Source organism: Streptomyces sp. NPDC096176 (assembly GCF_044763255.1).
In the GTDB taxonomy this organism is placed as follows: Bacteria; Actinomycetota; Actinomycetes; order Streptomycetales; family Streptomycetaceae; genus Streptomyces.
Map to the genome: position 1 here is coordinate 176,176 of NZ_JBIWFV010000010.1, position 16,195 is coordinate 192,370.

Sequence of the window (16,195 nt, forward strand, 5' to 3'; positions counted from 1 at the left end):
AGTGGAAGCCACACATGCCCAAAGCAGCGTCGAAGGGTCGCGAGCTGATCCAGGGGATCGACACCTCCGGTGCGTATCCCGTCGAGTACCGGTTCTCCCACGCGAAGGGCGGCAACCGGCATCTGGTCGTCGTGTTCGCCAACTTCGCGGTCACTGACGACTACGGCTGGTCGAACGGCGTGTTCGACCCGGTGCGGGCCAACATCCTGTGGATCCGCGACAAGTTCCACGGCATGAACAGCTACTACCTGTGCAAGGACATGGACTTCGCCCTGGAACAGTCCGTGGCCGGCGTCATCACCAAGGTGATGAAGGCCCTGGACCTGACACCGGACGACGTCACGATGTGGGGTGGCTCGAAGGGCGGCAGCGCGGCTCTCTTCTTCGGCCTGCGCTACGGGTTCCGCAACATCGTCTCCCTGGTGCCGCAGTTCCTCGTCGGCACCTATGTGCAGAAGGTGCACCCCAAGGTCGCCCGGTTCATGCTCGGCGAGGGGGTGCCGCAGGAGAATGTACGGATCGTCGACTCGATCATTCCCGACCTCGTACGGTCCAACGCCAGCCGGCACACCAACATCTACCTGCTCTCCTCGCCGCAGGACGAGCAGTTCCCGGAGCAGGTCGAGCCTTTCCTGGCGCTCTTCCAGGGATACGACAACTTCAACTTCATCTACAGCGAGTCCCCCTTCATCACAGGCCACGCCCAGGTCACCCGACGGAATGTGCCGTTCCTCATGGGACTCGTGAACATGCTCGCCGACGGACTCCCCCCGCGGCTGGGCATGGTGCGCAATGGCTACGAGGAGCCGGACCGCGACAGGTCGGCCATCGACGCCTACCTGTCCGCGAACTCTCGGGACAAGGGAACCGACATCCCGCCGCCCGTCGTCCTGCACCCGCTGCCCCATACCCGAACTCCCCGGGACGGCGTGTACTTCAGTGGCACCGCCATGGGCGCCGTACGGGTGAGCCTGTGGGAACGCGGCAAGTTCCTGGGATCGCCTTCCGTGGCGCCGGACGGAACCTGGTCCTGGAAACTGAGCAAGCCGTGGAGCAAGGGCGAACACCGGGTCAAGTGCGTCGCATGGGATGCGGCGGGAGGCCACACGAAGGGGGTCGAGGTCGCGTTCACCACGGAGGACGCGGCGGCGGCCGTCGTCGTGCCCGGGATGCAGGTGCCGACCGGTGCCCAGAGCGTCGCGCCGGGTGTGCACGGGCAGCCGGCGGGGGCGCCGGTGGTCCGGGCTCCCGAGGCGTACGAGCAACTCATGGGGGCAGCAGTGCAGTTCGCCGGCTTCGCGCCCGGAGCCTCGCGAGTGGGGTTCAGAGCGGGCGGCACCCTCCTGGGCGGTAGCCCGGTCGCGGCCGATGGACGGTGGACGTGGGACTCCGGCTGGCCCTGGCAGGAGGGCATGCACACCGTGGAGGTGTTCGCCGTGGACGTGAACGGCATGGAGTCCCCGGCGGCCCTCGTTCCCTTCGCGGTGCTGCCCGTTGCGGCCGGGGCGTCGCACTTCGGCTACTGACCCGCGCGGCACGGCGCCCCGCGCGCGGGGGCCTGATCCGACGCGGCACAGAAGAATCAGAAGAAGAGGGCCCCCGCACGAGCGGGAGCCCTCTTCTTACGTTTCCGTGCAGGCGTTACGCGGGAACGCTCGCCACGCCCTGCGCCAGGAACCGCTTGCCGTTCACCCGCTCCGAGACACCCTCGCGGTCCAGGTACGGCGTGATGCCGCCCAGGTGGAAGGGCCAGCCGGCACCCGTGATCAGGCAGAGGTCGATGTCCTGGGCCTCGGCCACGACACCCTCCTCCAGCATCAGGCCGATCTCCTGCGCGACGGCGTCCAGGACGCGGTCGCGGACCTGCTCCTCCGTCAGGACGCTGTCGCCCTGCTTGAGGAGGGCCGCGACCTCCGGGTCCAGCTCGGGCTTGCCCGAGTCGTAGACGTAGAAGCCGCGCTTACCGGCCTCGACGACGGCCTTCAGGTTGGGGGAGACCTTGAAACGCTCCGGGAAAGCGCGGTTCAGGGTCTCGGAGACGTGCAGGCCGATGGCCGGGCCGACCAGCTCCAGCAGGACCAGCGGGGACATCGGCAGACCGAGCGGCTCGATCGCCTTCTCCGCGGTCGCCACCGGAGTGCCCTCGTCGATGACGTTCTGGATCTCGCCCATGAAGCGGGTGAGGATGCGGTTCACGACGAACGCCGGGGCGTCCTTGGTGAGGACCGCGGTCTTCTTCAGCTTCTTCGCGACACCGAAAGCGGTGGCCAGCGACGCGTCGTCCGTCTTCTCACCGCGGACGATCTCCAGCAGCGGGAGGATCGCGACCGGGTTGAAGAAGTGGAAGCCGACGACCCGCTCGGGGTTCTTCAGCTTCGACGCCATCTCCGACACGGAGAGGGAGGAGGTGTTGGTGGCGAGGATCGCGTGCGCCGGGGCGACCGCCTCGACCTCCGCGAACACCTTCTGCTTGACACCCATCTCCTCGAACACGGCCTCGATGATGAAGTCCGCGTCCGCGAAACCCTCGGCCTTGTCGAGCACACCGCTCACCAGAGCCTTGAGGCGGTTGGCCTTGTCCTGGTTGATGCGGCCCTTGCCGAGCAGCTTGTCGATCTCGGCCTGGACGTAGCCCACACCCTTGTCGACACGCTCCTGGTCGATGTCGGTCAGCACGACCGGCACCTCGAGGCGGCGCAGGAACAGCAGCGCGAGCTGAGAGGCCATCAGGCCGGCGCCGACGACGCCGACCTTGGTGACCGGGCGGGCCAGGCTCTTGTCCGGCGCTCCGGCGGGACGCTTGGCGCGCTTCTGCACCAGGTTGAACGCGTAGATGCCGGAGCGCAGTTCGCCGCCCATGATGAGGTCGGCCAGGGCCTGGTCCTCGGCGTCGAAGCCCTTCTGCAGGTCGCCGTCCTTGGACGCCTCGATGATGTCGAGGGCGCGGTAGGCGGCCGGGGCCGCGCCGTGCACCTTGGAGTCGGCGATGAACCGGCCGCGGGCGACGGCCTGGTCCCAGCCCTCACCGCGGTCGACGTCTGCGCGTTCGACGACGATCTCGCCCTTGAGGACGGACGCCGTCCAGATGAGGGACTGCTCGAGGAAGTCGGCGCCCTCGAAGATCGCGTCGGCGATGCCCAGCTCGTGGACCTGAGCGCCCTTGAGCTGCTTGTTCTGGTTGAGCGAGTTCTCGATGATGACCGAGACCGCGCGGTCGGCGCCGATCAGGTTCGGCAGGATCGTGCAGCCGCCCCAGCCGGGGACGAGACCGAGGAAGACCTCGGGCAGCGAGAAGGCCGGGATCGCCTGGGAGACCGTGCGGTACGAGCAGTGCAGACCGACCTCGACACCGCCGCCCATGGCCGCGCCGTTGTAGTACGCGAAGGTCGGGACCGCGAGGCCGGCGAGGCGCTTGAAGACGTCGTGGCCGCCCTTGCCGATGGCCAGCGCGTCGGAGTGCTGCTTCAGCAGCTCGACGCCCTTGAGGTCGGCGCCGACCGCGAAGATGAACGGCTTGCCGGTGACGCCGACACCGACGATGTCGCCGGCCTCGGCCTCGACCTCGACCTGGTCGATCGCGGCGTTCAGGTTCGCGAGCGACTGCGGGCCGAAGGTGGTCGGCTTGGTGTGGTCCAGGCCGTTGTCCAGCGTGATGAGCGCGAAGCGCCCGGCGCCGGAGGGGAGGTCGAGGTGGCGTACGTGCGCGCTGGTGACGACCTCGTCCGGGAACAGCTCGGCCGCGCCCTTCAGGAGTTCGGTGGTGCTCATGCCGCTCCCTCGCTTCGCTCGGTCGAGCATTCGCACGTGCTGCACCTTTTCATTGTTCGCTCGCTGCGCTCGCTCACTTGTTGCCTCCGGCGTCCTTGTGGTTCGGGTTCTCCCAGATGACCGTGGCGCCCATGCCGAAGCCGACGCACATGGTGGTCAGGCCGTAGCGCACCTCGGGCTGCTCCTCGAACTGGCGGGCCAGCTGCGTCATCAGACGCACGCCGGAGGAAGCCAGCGGGTGGCCGTACGCGATGGCGCCGCCGTACTGGTTGACGCGCGGGTCGTCGTCGGCGATGCCGTAGTGGTCCAGGAAGGCGAGGACCTGGACGGCGAAGGCCTCGTTGATCTCGAAGAGGTTGATGTCCTCGATCGACAGGCCCGCCTGGGCGAGTGCCTTCTCGGTCGACGGGATCGGGCCGTAGCCCATGACCTCGGGCTCGACGCCGGCGAAGGCGTACGAGACGAGGCGCATCTTGACCGGCAGGCCGTTCTCGCGGGCGAAGTCCTCGGAGGCGATGATCGAGGCGGTGGCGCCGTCGTTCAGGCCCGCGGCGTTGCCGGCGGTGACGCGGCCGTGGACGCGGAACGGCGTCTTCAGGTTCGCGAGCGACTCGAGCGTGGTGCCCGGGCGCATCGGCTCGTCGGCGGTGACGAGGCCCCAGCCGGTCTCGCCGGCCTCGGCGTTGGTACGGCGCACAGAGACCGGCACGAGGTCCTGCTGGATCTTGCCGTCGGCGTACGCCTTCGCGGCCTTCTCCTGCGAACGCACCGCGTACTCGTCGGTGCGCTGCTTGGTGATGTGCGGGTACCGGTCGTGCAGGTTCTCCGCGGTCATGCCCATGAAGAGGGCCGACTCGTCGACGAGCTTCTCGCTGACGAAGCGCGGGTTCGGGTCGACGCCCTCACCCATGGGGTGGCGGCCCATGTGCTCGACACCACCGGCGATGACGGCGTCGTACGCGCCGAACGCGATGGAACCGGCGACGCTCGTGACGGCGGTCAGCGCGCCCGCGCACATACGGTCGATCGAGTAGCCGGGCACGGACTGCGGCAGACCGGCGAGGATGCCGGCGGTACGGCCGAGGGTCAGACCCTGGTCACCGATCTGCGTGGTCGCGGCGATGGCGACCTCGTCGATCTTCTTCGGGTCGAGAGCCGGGTTGCGGCGCAGCAGCTCCCGGATGGCCTTCACGACGAGATCGTCGGCGCGGGTCTCGTGGTAGATGCCCTTCGGGCCCGCCTTGCCGAACGGGGTGCGGACGCCGTCGACGAAGACGACGTCCCTGACGGTACGAGGCACGATGGCTCTCCTCCAGGGTGCGGGGTGGCACTGCTGCGGCGCACACGCCTGAGCGTGCGCTTGCTTCCCTCATGCTACTTGCGGGTAACCGGAGTGCACAGTCCCGGGGGCGGGAGCGGTGAACGTCACACGGGCGCCGGGCACGGGGCGACGCCCGCGGCGGGCTTTTTCCCCTCCCCGCCCCTCTCCGAAACCGGGCTCTGCCCGGACCCGGTGCGGCATCCCTCGCGGGGGCGCGGGGGCTCCGCCCCCGGGGGCACCCGGCGCCTCGGCCCTGCGGCTTGGCGGCCGTGGGCGCCGGCTCCTTCCCATTGGGCTCCGCCCGGACCGCGACTGCGTGTGCGCGGCGCTTTGGGGGCTCCATCGTTCCGGGTACGGGGCCCCGGTGCCTCGGGCCTGCCCCCGGCGGCCTGAAGGCTGGAACCGGCTTTCTCCGTCGGGCTCCGCCCTGTCCGCGGGTGGTTCACACCCTTGGGGGCTGGTCAGCAGCCGGGCCGATCTTTCCGCTGTGCGACGACCCGGCCCCGCCGGCGGGCGACCTTCAGCCTCGCCGGCGTTCGAGGCGGCGGGGTTCGGGGCGCAGCTCTGACAAGGGCGCCGAGGGCGCCCCCGGTTACGCCGAGCCCGCGCTCAGTGCCTCCGTCAGCAGGGGCGCGACCTGTTCGACCTGCCATGGGCGCGCGCCCAGCTCGGTCAGCGCGTCCGCGACCGTCGCCACCGACACCTCGACGACCGGCGGCTCCCAGCACACCCGCCGCACCGTGTCCGGCGTGATCAGGTTCTCCTGCGGCATGTTCAGCTCTTCCGCCAGCGCGGAGATCGCCGCGCGCGCGGCGGAGAGCCGCGAGGCGGCGGCCGGGTCCTTGTCGGCCCACGACCGCGGCGGCGGCGGGCCGTTCAGCGGCTGGCCGGGCTGCGGCAGCTCGGAGTCGGGGAGGGCCTTCGCCCGCTCGACCGCGGCCTGCCACTGCTCGAGCTGGCGCCGGCCCATCCGGTGCCCGAACCCGGGGAGCGCCGTGAGCGCGTGCACGTTCGCGGGCAGCGCGAGCGCCGCCTCCACGATCGCGGCGTCGCTGAGCACCTTGCCGGGGGACACATCACGGCGCTGGGCGACCCGGTCGCGGACCGTCCACATCTCCCGTACCACCGCCATCTGCCGGCGCCGGCGCACCTTGTGCATCCCGGACGTACGCCGCCAGGGGTCGCGGCGCGGGGGCGGCGGCGGGGCGGACGCGATCGCGTCGAACTCCTGGCGGGCCCATTCGAGCTTGCCCTGCCGGTCCAGGTCCTTCTCCAGCGCGTCGCGGAGGTCGACCAGGAGCTCCACGTCGAGTGCCGCGTAACGCAGCCAGGGCTCGGGCAGCGGGCGGGTGGACCAGTCGACCGCCGAGTGGCCCTTCTCCAGGGCGTAGCCGAGGACGCCCTCGACCATCGCCCCGAGACCGACCCGCGGGAAGCCGCCGAGCCGCCCGGCGAGCTCGGTGTCGAAGATCCGGGTGGGCACCATGCCTATTTCGCGCAGGCACGGCAGGTCCTGGGTGGCGGCGTGCAGGATCCACTCCGCGTCGGCGAGCGCGTCACCGAGCCCCGCCAGGTCGGGGCAGCCGACCGGGTCGATGAGCGCGGTGCCCGCCCCCTCGCGGCGCAGCTGTACGAGGTAGGCACGCTGGCCGTACCGGTAGCCGGACGCGCGCTCGGCGTCGACGGCGACGGGGCCGGTGCCCGCCGCGAAGGCGGCGATCACCTCGGCGAGGGCGTCCTCGTCGGCGACCACCGGCGGGATGCCCTCTCTGGGCTCCAACAGCGGGATCGGCGCCGATTCGACGTCGTCCGAGGGAGCGCCCCCGGTGGTTCGCAGTGCTGTGTCTGCTGCGGTCTCTTGGGCGTCGGTCACGTGTCAAGGGTATCTGTGAACGGAACGCGCCCGTCGACGGAACGTTCCGTCGACGGGCGCGGAAGACATGTCAGGGGATCAGTGGATGATTCCGGTGCGCAGTGCCACGGCCACCATTCCGGCCCGGTCGCCCGTGCCCAGCTTGCGTGCGATACGTGCGAGGTGGCTCTTGACGGTCAGCGCGGACAGGCCCATCGAGACGCCGATGGCCTTGTTGGACTGCCCCTCGGCGACGAGGCGCAGCACCTCGACCTCCCGGCCGGACAGCTCGCGGTAGCCGCCCGGGTGGCTCGGGGCACCCGGGGGGCGGCGGTGCATACGGTTCGCCGCAGCGCCGATGGGGGCGGCGCCGGGGCGGGTGGGGTGTCCGATGTTGGTACGGGTGCCGGTGACGACGTAGCCCTTGACACCGCCGGCCAGGGCGTTGCGCACGGCGCCGATGTCGTCGGCCGCGGACAGCGCCAGGCCGTTGGGCCAGCCCGCCGCGCGGGTCTCGGAGAGGAGGGTCAGCCCGGAACCGTCGGGCAGGTGGACGTCGGCCACGCAGATGTCGCGCGGGTTGCCGACGCGGGGACGTGCCTCCGCGATGGACGATGCCTCGATGACGTCACGGACTCCGAGTGCCCACAGGTGGCGGGTGACGGTGGAACGGACGCGCGGGTCGGCCACGACGACCATGGCCGTCGGTTTGTTCGGGCGGTAGGCGACCAGGCTTGCGGGCTGCTCGAGAAGAACGGACACCAGGCCTCCTGGAAAGGTGCGGGACGGAGCCGGCTCGGGGATGAAGCCGGGGCGAACCGTGCAGTTAGGTCATTGACCTCTTCGGCACCAAACCCGTCCGCCTTTAGAGAATGATCACGATTTGGTGAGTAATTATCGGGGCAATTCGGACAGGCGATCGATCATCCTACGAGCGAACCGTTCCAGCGCGACGTTCCTGCGTACGGCCGCGGCCAGTCTCCCCGAACCGCGGCCCGCCCCTTTCAGGCCTGCTGCGGGCCGCGGCGCTGCGGCAGGCTCACCACACCCGTCGCGTTGTCCGCCGGACCCGCAGGCGACGGCGGCAGGCCGGCGACCTGACAGAGCAGATCGCACCAGGCCACAAGGTGTGCGGCGGTGTCCGGGACGCCGCCCTGGCCCTCGCGCGGGGTCCATGACGCACGGATCTCGATCTGGGTCGCGGGACGGCGGTCCGCGAGTCCTCCGAAATAGTGAGACCCCGCGCGGGTGACGGTGCCGCTCGGCTCCCCGTACGACAGCCCGCGCGCCTCCAGCGCGCCGGTCAGCCATGACCAGCACACCTCGGGAAGCAGCGGGTCGGCCGCCATCTCCGGTTCCAATTCCGCGCGCACCAGCGTCACCATCCGGAACGTGCCCTGCCACGCCTCGTGGCCCGCCGGCTCGTGCAGCAGCACCAGACGGCCGTCCGCCAGATCGTCGTCGCCGTCGACGACCGCCGCCTCCAGCGCGTACGCGTGTGGGGCGAGCCGCTGCGGAGGCCGCGTCGGTTCGATCTCGAGTTCCGGCCGCAGCCGTGCCGACCGCAGCGCCTCGACCGCCTGACGGAACGCGTGCGGCACGGCATCGGGTTCGGCGCTCGCTTCGGCGCTCCCCTTGTCCTCAGCGCTGTTGGAATGATCGGAAAAATGTCCCTGAGCCGCAGCCATGCGGGGAAGAGTAGGCGGAACGGGCGCTTCGCGCAGGGAGGGACACCCGGGCCGGGGCAGCCACTTCTCGCCTGCATGCGAAGATTCAGGGCGTGAGCGCCAACATCCGCCCCCTGGGCCACCAGACGACGACGTACGACTCCGCTTTCATGAAGGCGTGCCGCCGCGAGCCGGTGCCGCACACGCCGGTCTGGTTCATGCGTCAGGCGGGGCGCTCACTGCCCGAGTACATGAAGGTGCGCGAGGGCATCCCGATGCTCGAGTCGTGCATGCGGCCCGAGCTCGTCACAGAGATCACGCTGCAGCCGGTACGGCGGCACAAGGTCGACGCGGCGATCTTCTTCAGCGACATCGTGGTGCCGCTGAAGGCGATCGGTATCGACCTCGACATCAAGCCGGGCGTCGGCCCGGTGGTCGCGGAGCCGATCCGTACCCGCGCGGACCTCGCGCGACTGCGGAACCTCACGCCGGAGGACGTCCCGTACGTCACCGAGGCGATGGGCATGCTGACCCGTGAGCTCGGCTCGACTCCGCTGATCGGGTTCGCGGGAGCGCCGTTCACCCTCGCGAGCTACCTCGTGGAGGGCGGCCCGTCGCGCAACCACGAGCACACCAAGGCCCTCATGTACGGCGACCCGCAGCTGTGGGCCGACCTGCTGGACCGGCTCGCGGAGATCACCTCCGCCTTCCTGAAGGTCCAGATCGAGGCGGGCGCCTCCGCGGTCCAGCTCTTCGACTCGTGGGTCGGCGCCCTCGCCCCCGCGGACTACCGGCGCTCGGTGATGCCGGCGTCGGCGAAGGTCTTCGAGTCCGTCGCGTCCTACGGTGTGCCCCGCATCCACTTCGGTGTGGGTACGGGCGAGCTCCTTGGCCTGATGGGCGAGGCGGGCGCGGACGTGGTCGGCGTCGACTGGCGCGTCCCGCTGGACGAGGCCGCACGCCGGGTCGGGCCCGGCAAGGCGCTCCAGGGGAACCTGGACCCGGCCGTGCTGTTCTCCACCCCGGAGGCCGTGGAGCGGCGGACCCGCGAGGTCCTGGACGCGGCGGCCGGACTGGAGGGCCACATCTTCAACCTCGGCCACGGCGTCCTCCCGACCACGGACCCGGAGGCACTGACCCGCCTGGTTGCGTACGTGCACGAGCAGACGGCGCGGTAGGCGTCAGACGTGACAGGCTCCGGGTGCGGCTGCCCGGGCCCGGTGCCGCCGCAGCTCTAAATCCCAGCCTTCCGGACCGCCGTCGTCGCCTTGCGGGCCGCGACGAGGACCGGGTCCCAGACCGGGGAGAACGGCGGGGCGTAGCCGAGGTCCAGGGTTGTCATCTGTTCGACCGTCATGCGGGCCGTCAACGCCACCGCAGCGATGTCGACGCGCTTGCCGGCGCCCTCGCGGCCCACGATCTGGACGCCCAGCAGGCGGCCCGTACGGCGTTCCGCGAGCATCTTGACCGTCATGGGGGCCGCGCCGGGGAAGTAGCCGGCGCGGCTCGTCGACTCGATCGTCGCCGTCACGTACTGCAGGCCCACCGCACGCGCGTCCTTCTCGCGCAGGCCCGTGCGGGCGATCTCCAGTTCGCAGACCTTGCTGACCGCCGTGCCGACCACGCCCGGGAAACTGCCGTAGCCGCCGCCCGCGTTCGCGCCGATGATCTGGCCGTGCTTGTTCGCGTGGGTGCCGAGCGCGATGTGGCGTTCGCGGCCGGAGACGAGGTCGAGGACCTCGACGCAGTCGCCTCCCGCCCAGATGTTGTCGTGGCCGCGGACCCGCATCGCCAGGTCGGTGAGGAGGCCGCCGTGGCGGCCCAGCGGCAGGCCAGCCGCGCGGGCCAGGCCGGTCTCCGGTTCGACGCCGATCCCGAGGACGACCACGTCCGCCGGGTACTCGGCGTCGTCGGTCGCGACCGCACGGACGCGGCCGTCGTCGCCCATCAGGATCTTGGTGACGGCCGTTCCTGAGACCGTCGTGATGCCCATCCCGGACATCGCTTCGCGGACCAGCCGGCCCATGTCCGGGTCGAGCGTGGACATGGGCTGCTCACCGCGGTCGACGACCGTGACCTCGTAGCCCCGCTTGAGCAGCGCCTCCGCCATCTCGACGCCGATGTATCCGGCGCCCACGACCACCGCGCGCCGCCCCTCGGTCCGGGTGAGGGTGTCCAGCAGCGCCTGACCGTCGTCGAGGGTCTGTACTCCGTGGACGCCCGGCGCGTCGATGCCGGGAAGCGCGGGGCGTACGGGCCGGGCGCCGGTGGCGATCACCAGCTTGTCGTAGCCGGTCCAGGACTCCGCACCGCTCGCCAGGTCGCGCGAGCACACCCGCCCGCCCGGGACGTCGATCTCCGTCACCTCGGTGCGCATCCGCAGATCGATGGCGCGTTCGCGGTGCTCCTCCGGTGACCGGGCGATCAGCTCGTCGCGCTCGGCCACGTCGCCGCTCACCCAGTACGGGATGCCGCACGCGGAGAACGAGCTGAAGTGACCGCGCTCGAAGGCCACGATCTCCAGTTCGCCCGCGCTCTTCATCCTGCGTGCCTGCGATGCGGCGGACATGCCCGCCGCATCGCCCCCGATGATTACCAGACGCTCGGTTGCTGTCATGGGGAACACGCTACAAACAAGCGGAGGTTCAGTCCCGCGCGGCCGGCGCCGCCGGGGGAGCGGCGGCGGGACGCTTGCGCAGCCGGGGCCGCACCAGACACCGCCACAGCACGTAGAGCACTGCTCCCACCGCGGCGAACGGCGCCACTGCGCCGACCGCCACCGTGATCCAGCGCAGCGTCGCGACCAGCGCGTCCCAGCCGCCGCCGAGCGCGTCCAGGAAGCCGGGGCCGTCGTCCTCCTTCTTGGGCTCCTCGCGTTCCTTCTCCGAGAGCGTCAGCGTGATCGTCGCCAGGGACGTACGGTCGTTCAGCGCCGCCTGCTGCGCCAGCAGCGACTCGAGATCGGCCTGTCGGGTGCTCAGCTGCCCTTCCAGGGCGACGACGTCGGACAGCTTCGTCGCCCGGTCCATCAGCACCCGCACTCTGGCCACGCTCGCCCGCTGCGTCGCGATGCGGCTCTCCACGTCCACCACCTGGTCGGTGACATCCTTCGCCTCGGCCTGACGGGTCAACAGCTTGCCGGCGCCCGCGAGTTCGGCCAGGACGGAGTCGTACCGCTCCTGGGGGACGCGCAGCACGACATGGGAGGTGATGTGCGTGTCGTCGATCCGCTCCGTGCTCTCGTTCTCGACCCGGCCGCCGGCGCTCTCCGCCGAACGCCGGGCGGCGGCGAGCGCCTTCGTGGCGTCCTTGACCTCGACGGCGAGCTCGGCGGTGCGGATGACGTGTGCCTTCGGCAGCACGGACGGTTTCGCGGCGCCGTCCTGCCCCGTCCCGCCCTCCGCCGGTTTCCCGGCCGCCTCGTCGGCGGCGTAGCCGGAGCCGGCTGCACCCTCCTTGGCATCGGCCGCGGCGGGTTTCTCCGCGCTCTGCGCGCCGTCGCCGGACGAATTGCCTGCGCCGCACCCGGCGAGGCCGAGCGAGGCAGTGAGAAGTAGTACCGCGAACGCACGCCGTGCACGCATACCGGCCCCCCGGGATCGGGTGGTGAATGTGTTTGCAGGTTCGACGTGGCGGCGCCGGGCCGGGTTGCCCGGCTGCGGTCCCGAACCGGTCACGGTCGGGACTCGGAACGGCGTTTGAGAGAGTTGGACCATGAACGTGGACACACCAGCGCGTCACGTCGTCGTCATCGGCGGCGGCATCGCCGGTCTCGCCGCCGCGCACCGGCTGCTCGCCTCCGGCCTGCGCGTCACCCTCCTCGAGGCCACCGACCGGGTCGGCGGCAAGCTGCACTCCGGCGAGATCGAGGGCGTACGCGTGGACCTCGGCGCCGAGTCGATGCTCGCCCGCCGCACCGAGGGCACCGATCTCGCCCGCGCGGTCGGTCTCGGCGACCGGCTCGAACCGCCGGCCACGGCGGCCTCCTCGGTCTGGACCCGTGACGCACTGCGGCCCATGCCGAAGGGCCATGTGATGGGCGTGCCGGGCGACCCGTCCGCGCTCGCCGGACTGCTCTCGCCGGAGGGCCTCGCCCGTATCGAGCACGAGAAGGACCTCGCGCCGGCGGAACTCGGCGACGACGTGGCCGTCGGCGCGTACGTCGCCGAACGCCTCGGCAGAGAGGTCGTCGACCGCCTCGTCGAACCCCTCCTCGGCGGGGTGTACGCGGGGGACGCCTACCGCATCTCGATGCGCGCGGCCGTCCCCCAGCTCTTCGAGGCCGCCAGGACTCACGCCTCGCTCCTCGAAGGAGTACGCGACATCCAGACACGCGCCGCTGCCGGGCAGCAGGCCGGCGGACCGGTCTTCATGGGCATCGACGGCGGCATCGGCACCCTGCCGGGCGCGGTCGCCGACGCCGTGCGCGCCCAGGGCGGCGACATCCGCACCGAGACACCGGTCCTCGGCCTGATCCGCGGCGCGACCGGCTGGCAGATCCGCACCGACCGCGAGACGCTCACCGCCGATGGCGTCGTGCTCGCCGCCCCCGCCTGGTCCGCGTCCGCGCTGCTCGCCGCCGAGTCCCCGGTCGCGGCGACCGAGCTGGGACAGGTCGAGTACGCCTCCATGGCGCTGGTCACCATGGCCTTCCGGCGCTCCGACGTGGCCGGGATGCCTGCCGGCAGCGGGTTCCTCGTCCCGCCCGTGGACGGCCGCACGATCAAGGCGTCCACCTTCTCCTCCCACAAGTGGGGCTGGGTCGCGCGCGGCGCCGGGGACCTGTTCGTGCTGCGCACCTCCGTCGGCCGCTACGGCGAGGAGGAGGCCCTCGAACGGGAGGACGCCGAGCTCGTCGACGTCTCCCTGACCGACCTCGCCGCCGCGGTCGGGCTCACGGCCCGTCCGGTCGCCACCGAGGTCACCCGGTGGACCGGCGGCCTGCCGCAGTATCCGGTGGGCCACCTCACCCGCGTCGCCCGCATCCGCGACGAGATCGCCGAGCTGCCGGGCCTCCGGGTGTGCGGCGCCGTGTACGACGGGGTCGGCATCCCCGCCTGCATCGCGAGCGGACAGCGCGCGGCCGACGAGATTCTCGCCACGCCGACCCTGGCGCGGGGCACTGATCGGGACGCGGGACAATAGCCGTATGAGTGCGCCAGAAAAGATCCCGAACGCAGGCAAGAAGGCCAAGGACCTCAACGAGGTCATCCGGTACACGCTGTGGTCCGTCTTCAAGCTTCGAGACGTGCTAACCGATGACAGCACGGCGCGCTCCGGCTACGCCGACGAGGTCCAGGAGCTGTTCGACCAGCTCGCTGCCAAGGACGTCACCGTGCGCGGCACGTACGACGTCTCCGGGCTGCGCGCCGACGCCGACGTGATGATCTGGTGGCACGCCGAGACCGCCGACGAGCTCCAGGACGCGTACAACCGCTTCCGGCGCACCCGCCTCGGCCGCGCACTCGAACCGGTGTGGTCGAACATGGCGCTGCACCGCCCCGCCGAGTTCAACAAGTCGCACATTCCGGCCTTCCTTGCCGACGAGACGCCGCGCAACTACGTCTCGGTGTACCCGTTCGTGCGCTCCTACGACTGGTACCTGCTGCCCGACGAGGACCGCCGCCGGATGCTGGCGGACCACGGCAAGATGGCCCGCGGCTACCCGGACGTCCGGGCCAACACGGTCGCCTCGTTCTCGCTCGGCGACTACGAGTGGCTGCTGGCCTTCGAGGCGGACGAGCTGTACCGCATCGTCGACCTGATGCGTCACCTGCGCGCCTCCGAGGCCCGCATGCACGTCCGCGAGGAAGTGCCCTTCTACACCGGCCGCCGCAAGAGCGTGGCCGACCTCGTGGCGGGACTCGCGTAAGGTCCCGTCCGCGAACGACTTGACGGCTGAGTGTCCGCCCGTTCCAGGCGGACACTCAGCCGTCCATGTGACCCGGAAGATCAGACGGCGTGCGGCAGCTTCCGCTGCTCCGCCCGCCCGTCCAGCGACACCGGGTCGGGCTCCGGGTGCGGCGCGCATGATGCGCGCCGCACCGGTGTCTCACCCCGCAGCAGATAGTCCTCCAGGTAGGTGTTGACGCAGCTGTTGCTGCCGGCGCCGATGCCGTGCGTGCCCGCGTCCTCCTCCGTGATCAGCACGGAGCCGGCCAGCCGCCGCTGCAGCTCGAGCGCCCCCTCGTAGGGGGTGGCGGCGTCCCGTTCCGCGGCCAGGATCAATGTGTCGGGCAGCTCCCCGGGCTCCGTGCGGACGTCCAGCGGCTGCTGCCGGGGCGCCGGCCAGAAGGCGCAGGGCAGGTTCATCCAGGCGTTGTCCCACGTCTCGAACGGCGCGCGCTGCGCCAGCAGCGTGTTGTCGAGGTCCCAGACGTAGAAGTCCTCCGGCCAGGGGGCGTCGTTGCACTCGACCGCCGTGTAGACGGCGTTGCCGTTCTCCGCCTCCTTCGCCCCGTCGGGGTCGGGGGCGGCCTGGTCGATCAGCGGCTGCGGATCGCCCTCCAGGTACTCCGCCAGGGCCTTCGCGCGCACCGGCCAGTATTCGTCGTAGTAGCCGGCACCGAGGAACGCGGCATGCAGCTGACCGGGGCCGACCTTGCCGCCCGCGGGCTTCTCCGTGAGCCGGGCCCGCACTTGCTCGTAGCTGCGCGCCACCTCCTCGGGCGTCGCCCCCAGGTGGTAGGTGGCGTCGTGCTTGGCCACCCAGGCACGGAAGTCGGCCCACCGGCTCTCGAAGGCCTCGGACTGGTCCAGGTTGTTGCGGTACCAGATCTGCTTGGGTGCGGGGTTGACCGCCGAGTCGAAGACCATGCGGCGCACATGGGACGGGAACATCGCCGCGTACAGCGCACCGAAGTAGGTGCCGTACGAGGCGCCCATGAAGGTGAGCTTCTTCTCGCCGAGCGCGGCCCTCAGCACGTCGAGGTCGCGGGCGTTGTTGAGCGAGGTGTAGTGGCGCAGCGTCGCGCCCGCCTTGTCCGCACAGCCCTTGGCGTACGCCTGGGCCTCGGCGACACGCTCCATCTTGTACGAGGCGGAGGGGTGGGTCGGCGCGAGCGTGGGCGCTTCGAGGAAGTCCCCGGGGTCCTGGCACGACAGCGGGGCGGACCGGCCGACGCCGCGCGGCGCGTAACCGACGATGTCGTACGCCTTGGCGATCCGCTTCCATTCGGCCGTCTTCGCGGCGAGGGGGAAGCGCATGCTGGAGGCGCCGGGGCCGCCGGGGTTGTAGACGAACGCCCCCTGACGCTCCGCCTTCTTGCCGCTCGCCCTGACGCGGCTGACGGTCAGTTCGATCTGCCGGCCCGAAGGGTCGGCGTAGTCGAGCGGCACTTCCACCGTGCCGCACTGCACCGACTTGGGCAGCTTCTCCACGGCGGGGCAGCGGCCGAACGCGACACCGGCCGCCGCGGCACGCTCGGCGGCCACCACGGTGCCGTGCAACTCGGCGTCGGTGACGGCTGCTCCGTCGGCGGGGGCGACGGCGACGGAAGCGAGGACCAAGGAACTGAGGCCTGCCACGGCCCCGTACTTCGCAGATGCTCTCATCGCGTTCCCTTCGTGCGCGGGGCGGCCGGGCGG

12 protein-coding genes are annotated in these 16,195 nt (G+C 71.1%); 4 read left to right on the top strand and 8 right to left on the bottom strand.

From position 1 onward, the window contains the following. The first annotated feature begins 14 nt into the window (after nucleotides 1–14). A complete protein-coding gene (locus tag ACIQ7Q_RS26305; RefSeq protein WP_403866919.1) occupies nucleotides 15–1,526 on the top strand; it encodes a hypothetical protein in 1,512 nt (503 codons plus the stop codon). A 115-nt stretch (nucleotides 1,527–1,641) separates the two neighbouring features. Here the strand turns inward: ACIQ7Q_RS26305 and ACIQ7Q_RS26310 are convergent, their stop codons facing one another. The 5 genes from ACIQ7Q_RS26310 to ACIQ7Q_RS26330 all read right to left on the bottom strand — a co-directional run bounded on the left by ACIQ7Q_RS26310 (nucleotide 1,642) and on the right by ACIQ7Q_RS26330 (nucleotide 8,629). Next, complete coding sequence (locus ACIQ7Q_RS26310; protein WP_403866922.1) at nucleotides 1,642–3,768, bottom strand: 3-hydroxyacyl-CoA dehydrogenase NAD-binding domain-containing protein; 2,127 nt, start codon at nucleotides 3,766–3,768, stop codon at nucleotides 1,642–1,644. 73 nt (nucleotides 3,769–3,841) lie between these two features. Next, nucleotides 3,842–5,068, bottom strand: coding sequence for a thiolase family protein (locus tag ACIQ7Q_RS26315; RefSeq protein ID WP_403866925.1), 1,227 nt, complete (start codon nucleotides 5,066–5,068; stop codon nucleotides 3,842–3,844). 613 nt (nucleotides 5,069–5,681) lie between these two features. Next, a complete protein-coding gene (locus ACIQ7Q_RS26320; protein ID WP_403866928.1) occupies nucleotides 5,682–6,962 on the bottom strand; it encodes an HRDC domain-containing protein in 1,281 nt (426 codons plus the stop codon). A 78-nt stretch (nucleotides 6,963–7,040) separates the two neighbouring features. Beyond that, complete coding sequence (locus tag ACIQ7Q_RS26325; RefSeq protein ID WP_005310513.1) at nucleotides 7,041–7,703, bottom strand: response regulator transcription factor; 663 nt, start codon at nucleotides 7,701–7,703, stop codon at nucleotides 7,041–7,043. Nucleotides 7,704–7,945: 242 nt separating this feature from the next. Beyond that, nucleotides 7,946–8,629: a DUF3000 domain-containing protein gene (locus tag ACIQ7Q_RS26330; RefSeq protein ID WP_403866931.1), complete on the bottom strand. Its 684-nt coding sequence runs from the start codon at nucleotides 8,627–8,629 to the stop codon at nucleotides 7,946–7,948. Between the two features lie 92 nt (nucleotides 8,630–8,721). Between ACIQ7Q_RS26330 and hemE the strand changes: the two genes are divergently transcribed. After that, complete coding sequence (gene hemE / locus ACIQ7Q_RS26335; protein WP_403866934.1) at nucleotides 8,722–9,786, top strand: uroporphyrinogen decarboxylase; 1,065 nt, start codon at nucleotides 8,722–8,724, stop codon at nucleotides 9,784–9,786. 56 nt (nucleotides 9,787–9,842) lie between these two features. Here the strand turns inward: hemE and ACIQ7Q_RS26340 are convergent, their stop codons facing one another. Continuing rightward, the gene (locus ACIQ7Q_RS26340) at nucleotides 9,843–11,225 is read right to left on the bottom strand and encodes an FAD-dependent oxidoreductase (RefSeq protein WP_403866937.1); all 1,383 of its coding nucleotides are present in this window, start codon (nucleotides 11,223–11,225) and stop codon (nucleotides 9,843–9,845) included. 28 nt (nucleotides 11,226–11,253) lie between these two features. Beyond that, the gene (locus ACIQ7Q_RS26345; RefSeq protein WP_403866940.1) at nucleotides 11,254–12,192 is read right to left on the bottom strand and encodes a DUF4349 domain-containing protein; all 939 of its coding nucleotides are present in this window, start codon (nucleotides 12,190–12,192) and stop codon (nucleotides 11,254–11,256) included. 130 nt (nucleotides 12,193–12,322) lie between these two features. Between ACIQ7Q_RS26345 and hemG the strand changes: the two genes are divergently transcribed. Both hemG and hemQ read left to right on the top strand, forming a co-directional pair. Next, on the top strand, nucleotides 12,323–13,753 hold the full coding sequence (gene hemG / locus ACIQ7Q_RS26350) for a protoporphyrinogen oxidase (RefSeq protein WP_403866943.1): 1,431 nt from the start codon (nucleotides 12,323–12,325) through the stop codon (nucleotides 13,751–13,753). 4 nt (nucleotides 13,754–13,757) lie between these two features. Next, nucleotides 13,758–14,480, top strand: a complete 723-nt coding sequence (hemQ, locus tag ACIQ7Q_RS26355) for a hydrogen peroxide-dependent heme synthase (RefSeq protein WP_403866946.1) — start codon at nucleotides 13,758–13,760, stop codon at nucleotides 14,478–14,480. An 80-nt stretch (nucleotides 14,481–14,560) separates the two neighbouring features. On the opposite strand, the gene ACIQ7Q_RS26360 is transcribed toward hemQ, so the two are convergent. Beyond that, nucleotides 14,561–16,162 carry an alpha/beta hydrolase gene (locus tag ACIQ7Q_RS26360; RefSeq protein ID WP_403866949.1) on the bottom strand — a complete coding sequence of 534 codons (1,602 nt, stop codon included), beginning with the start codon at nucleotides 16,160–16,162 and terminating at the stop codon, nucleotides 14,561–14,563. Nucleotides 16,163–16,195 lie beyond the last annotated feature (33 nt).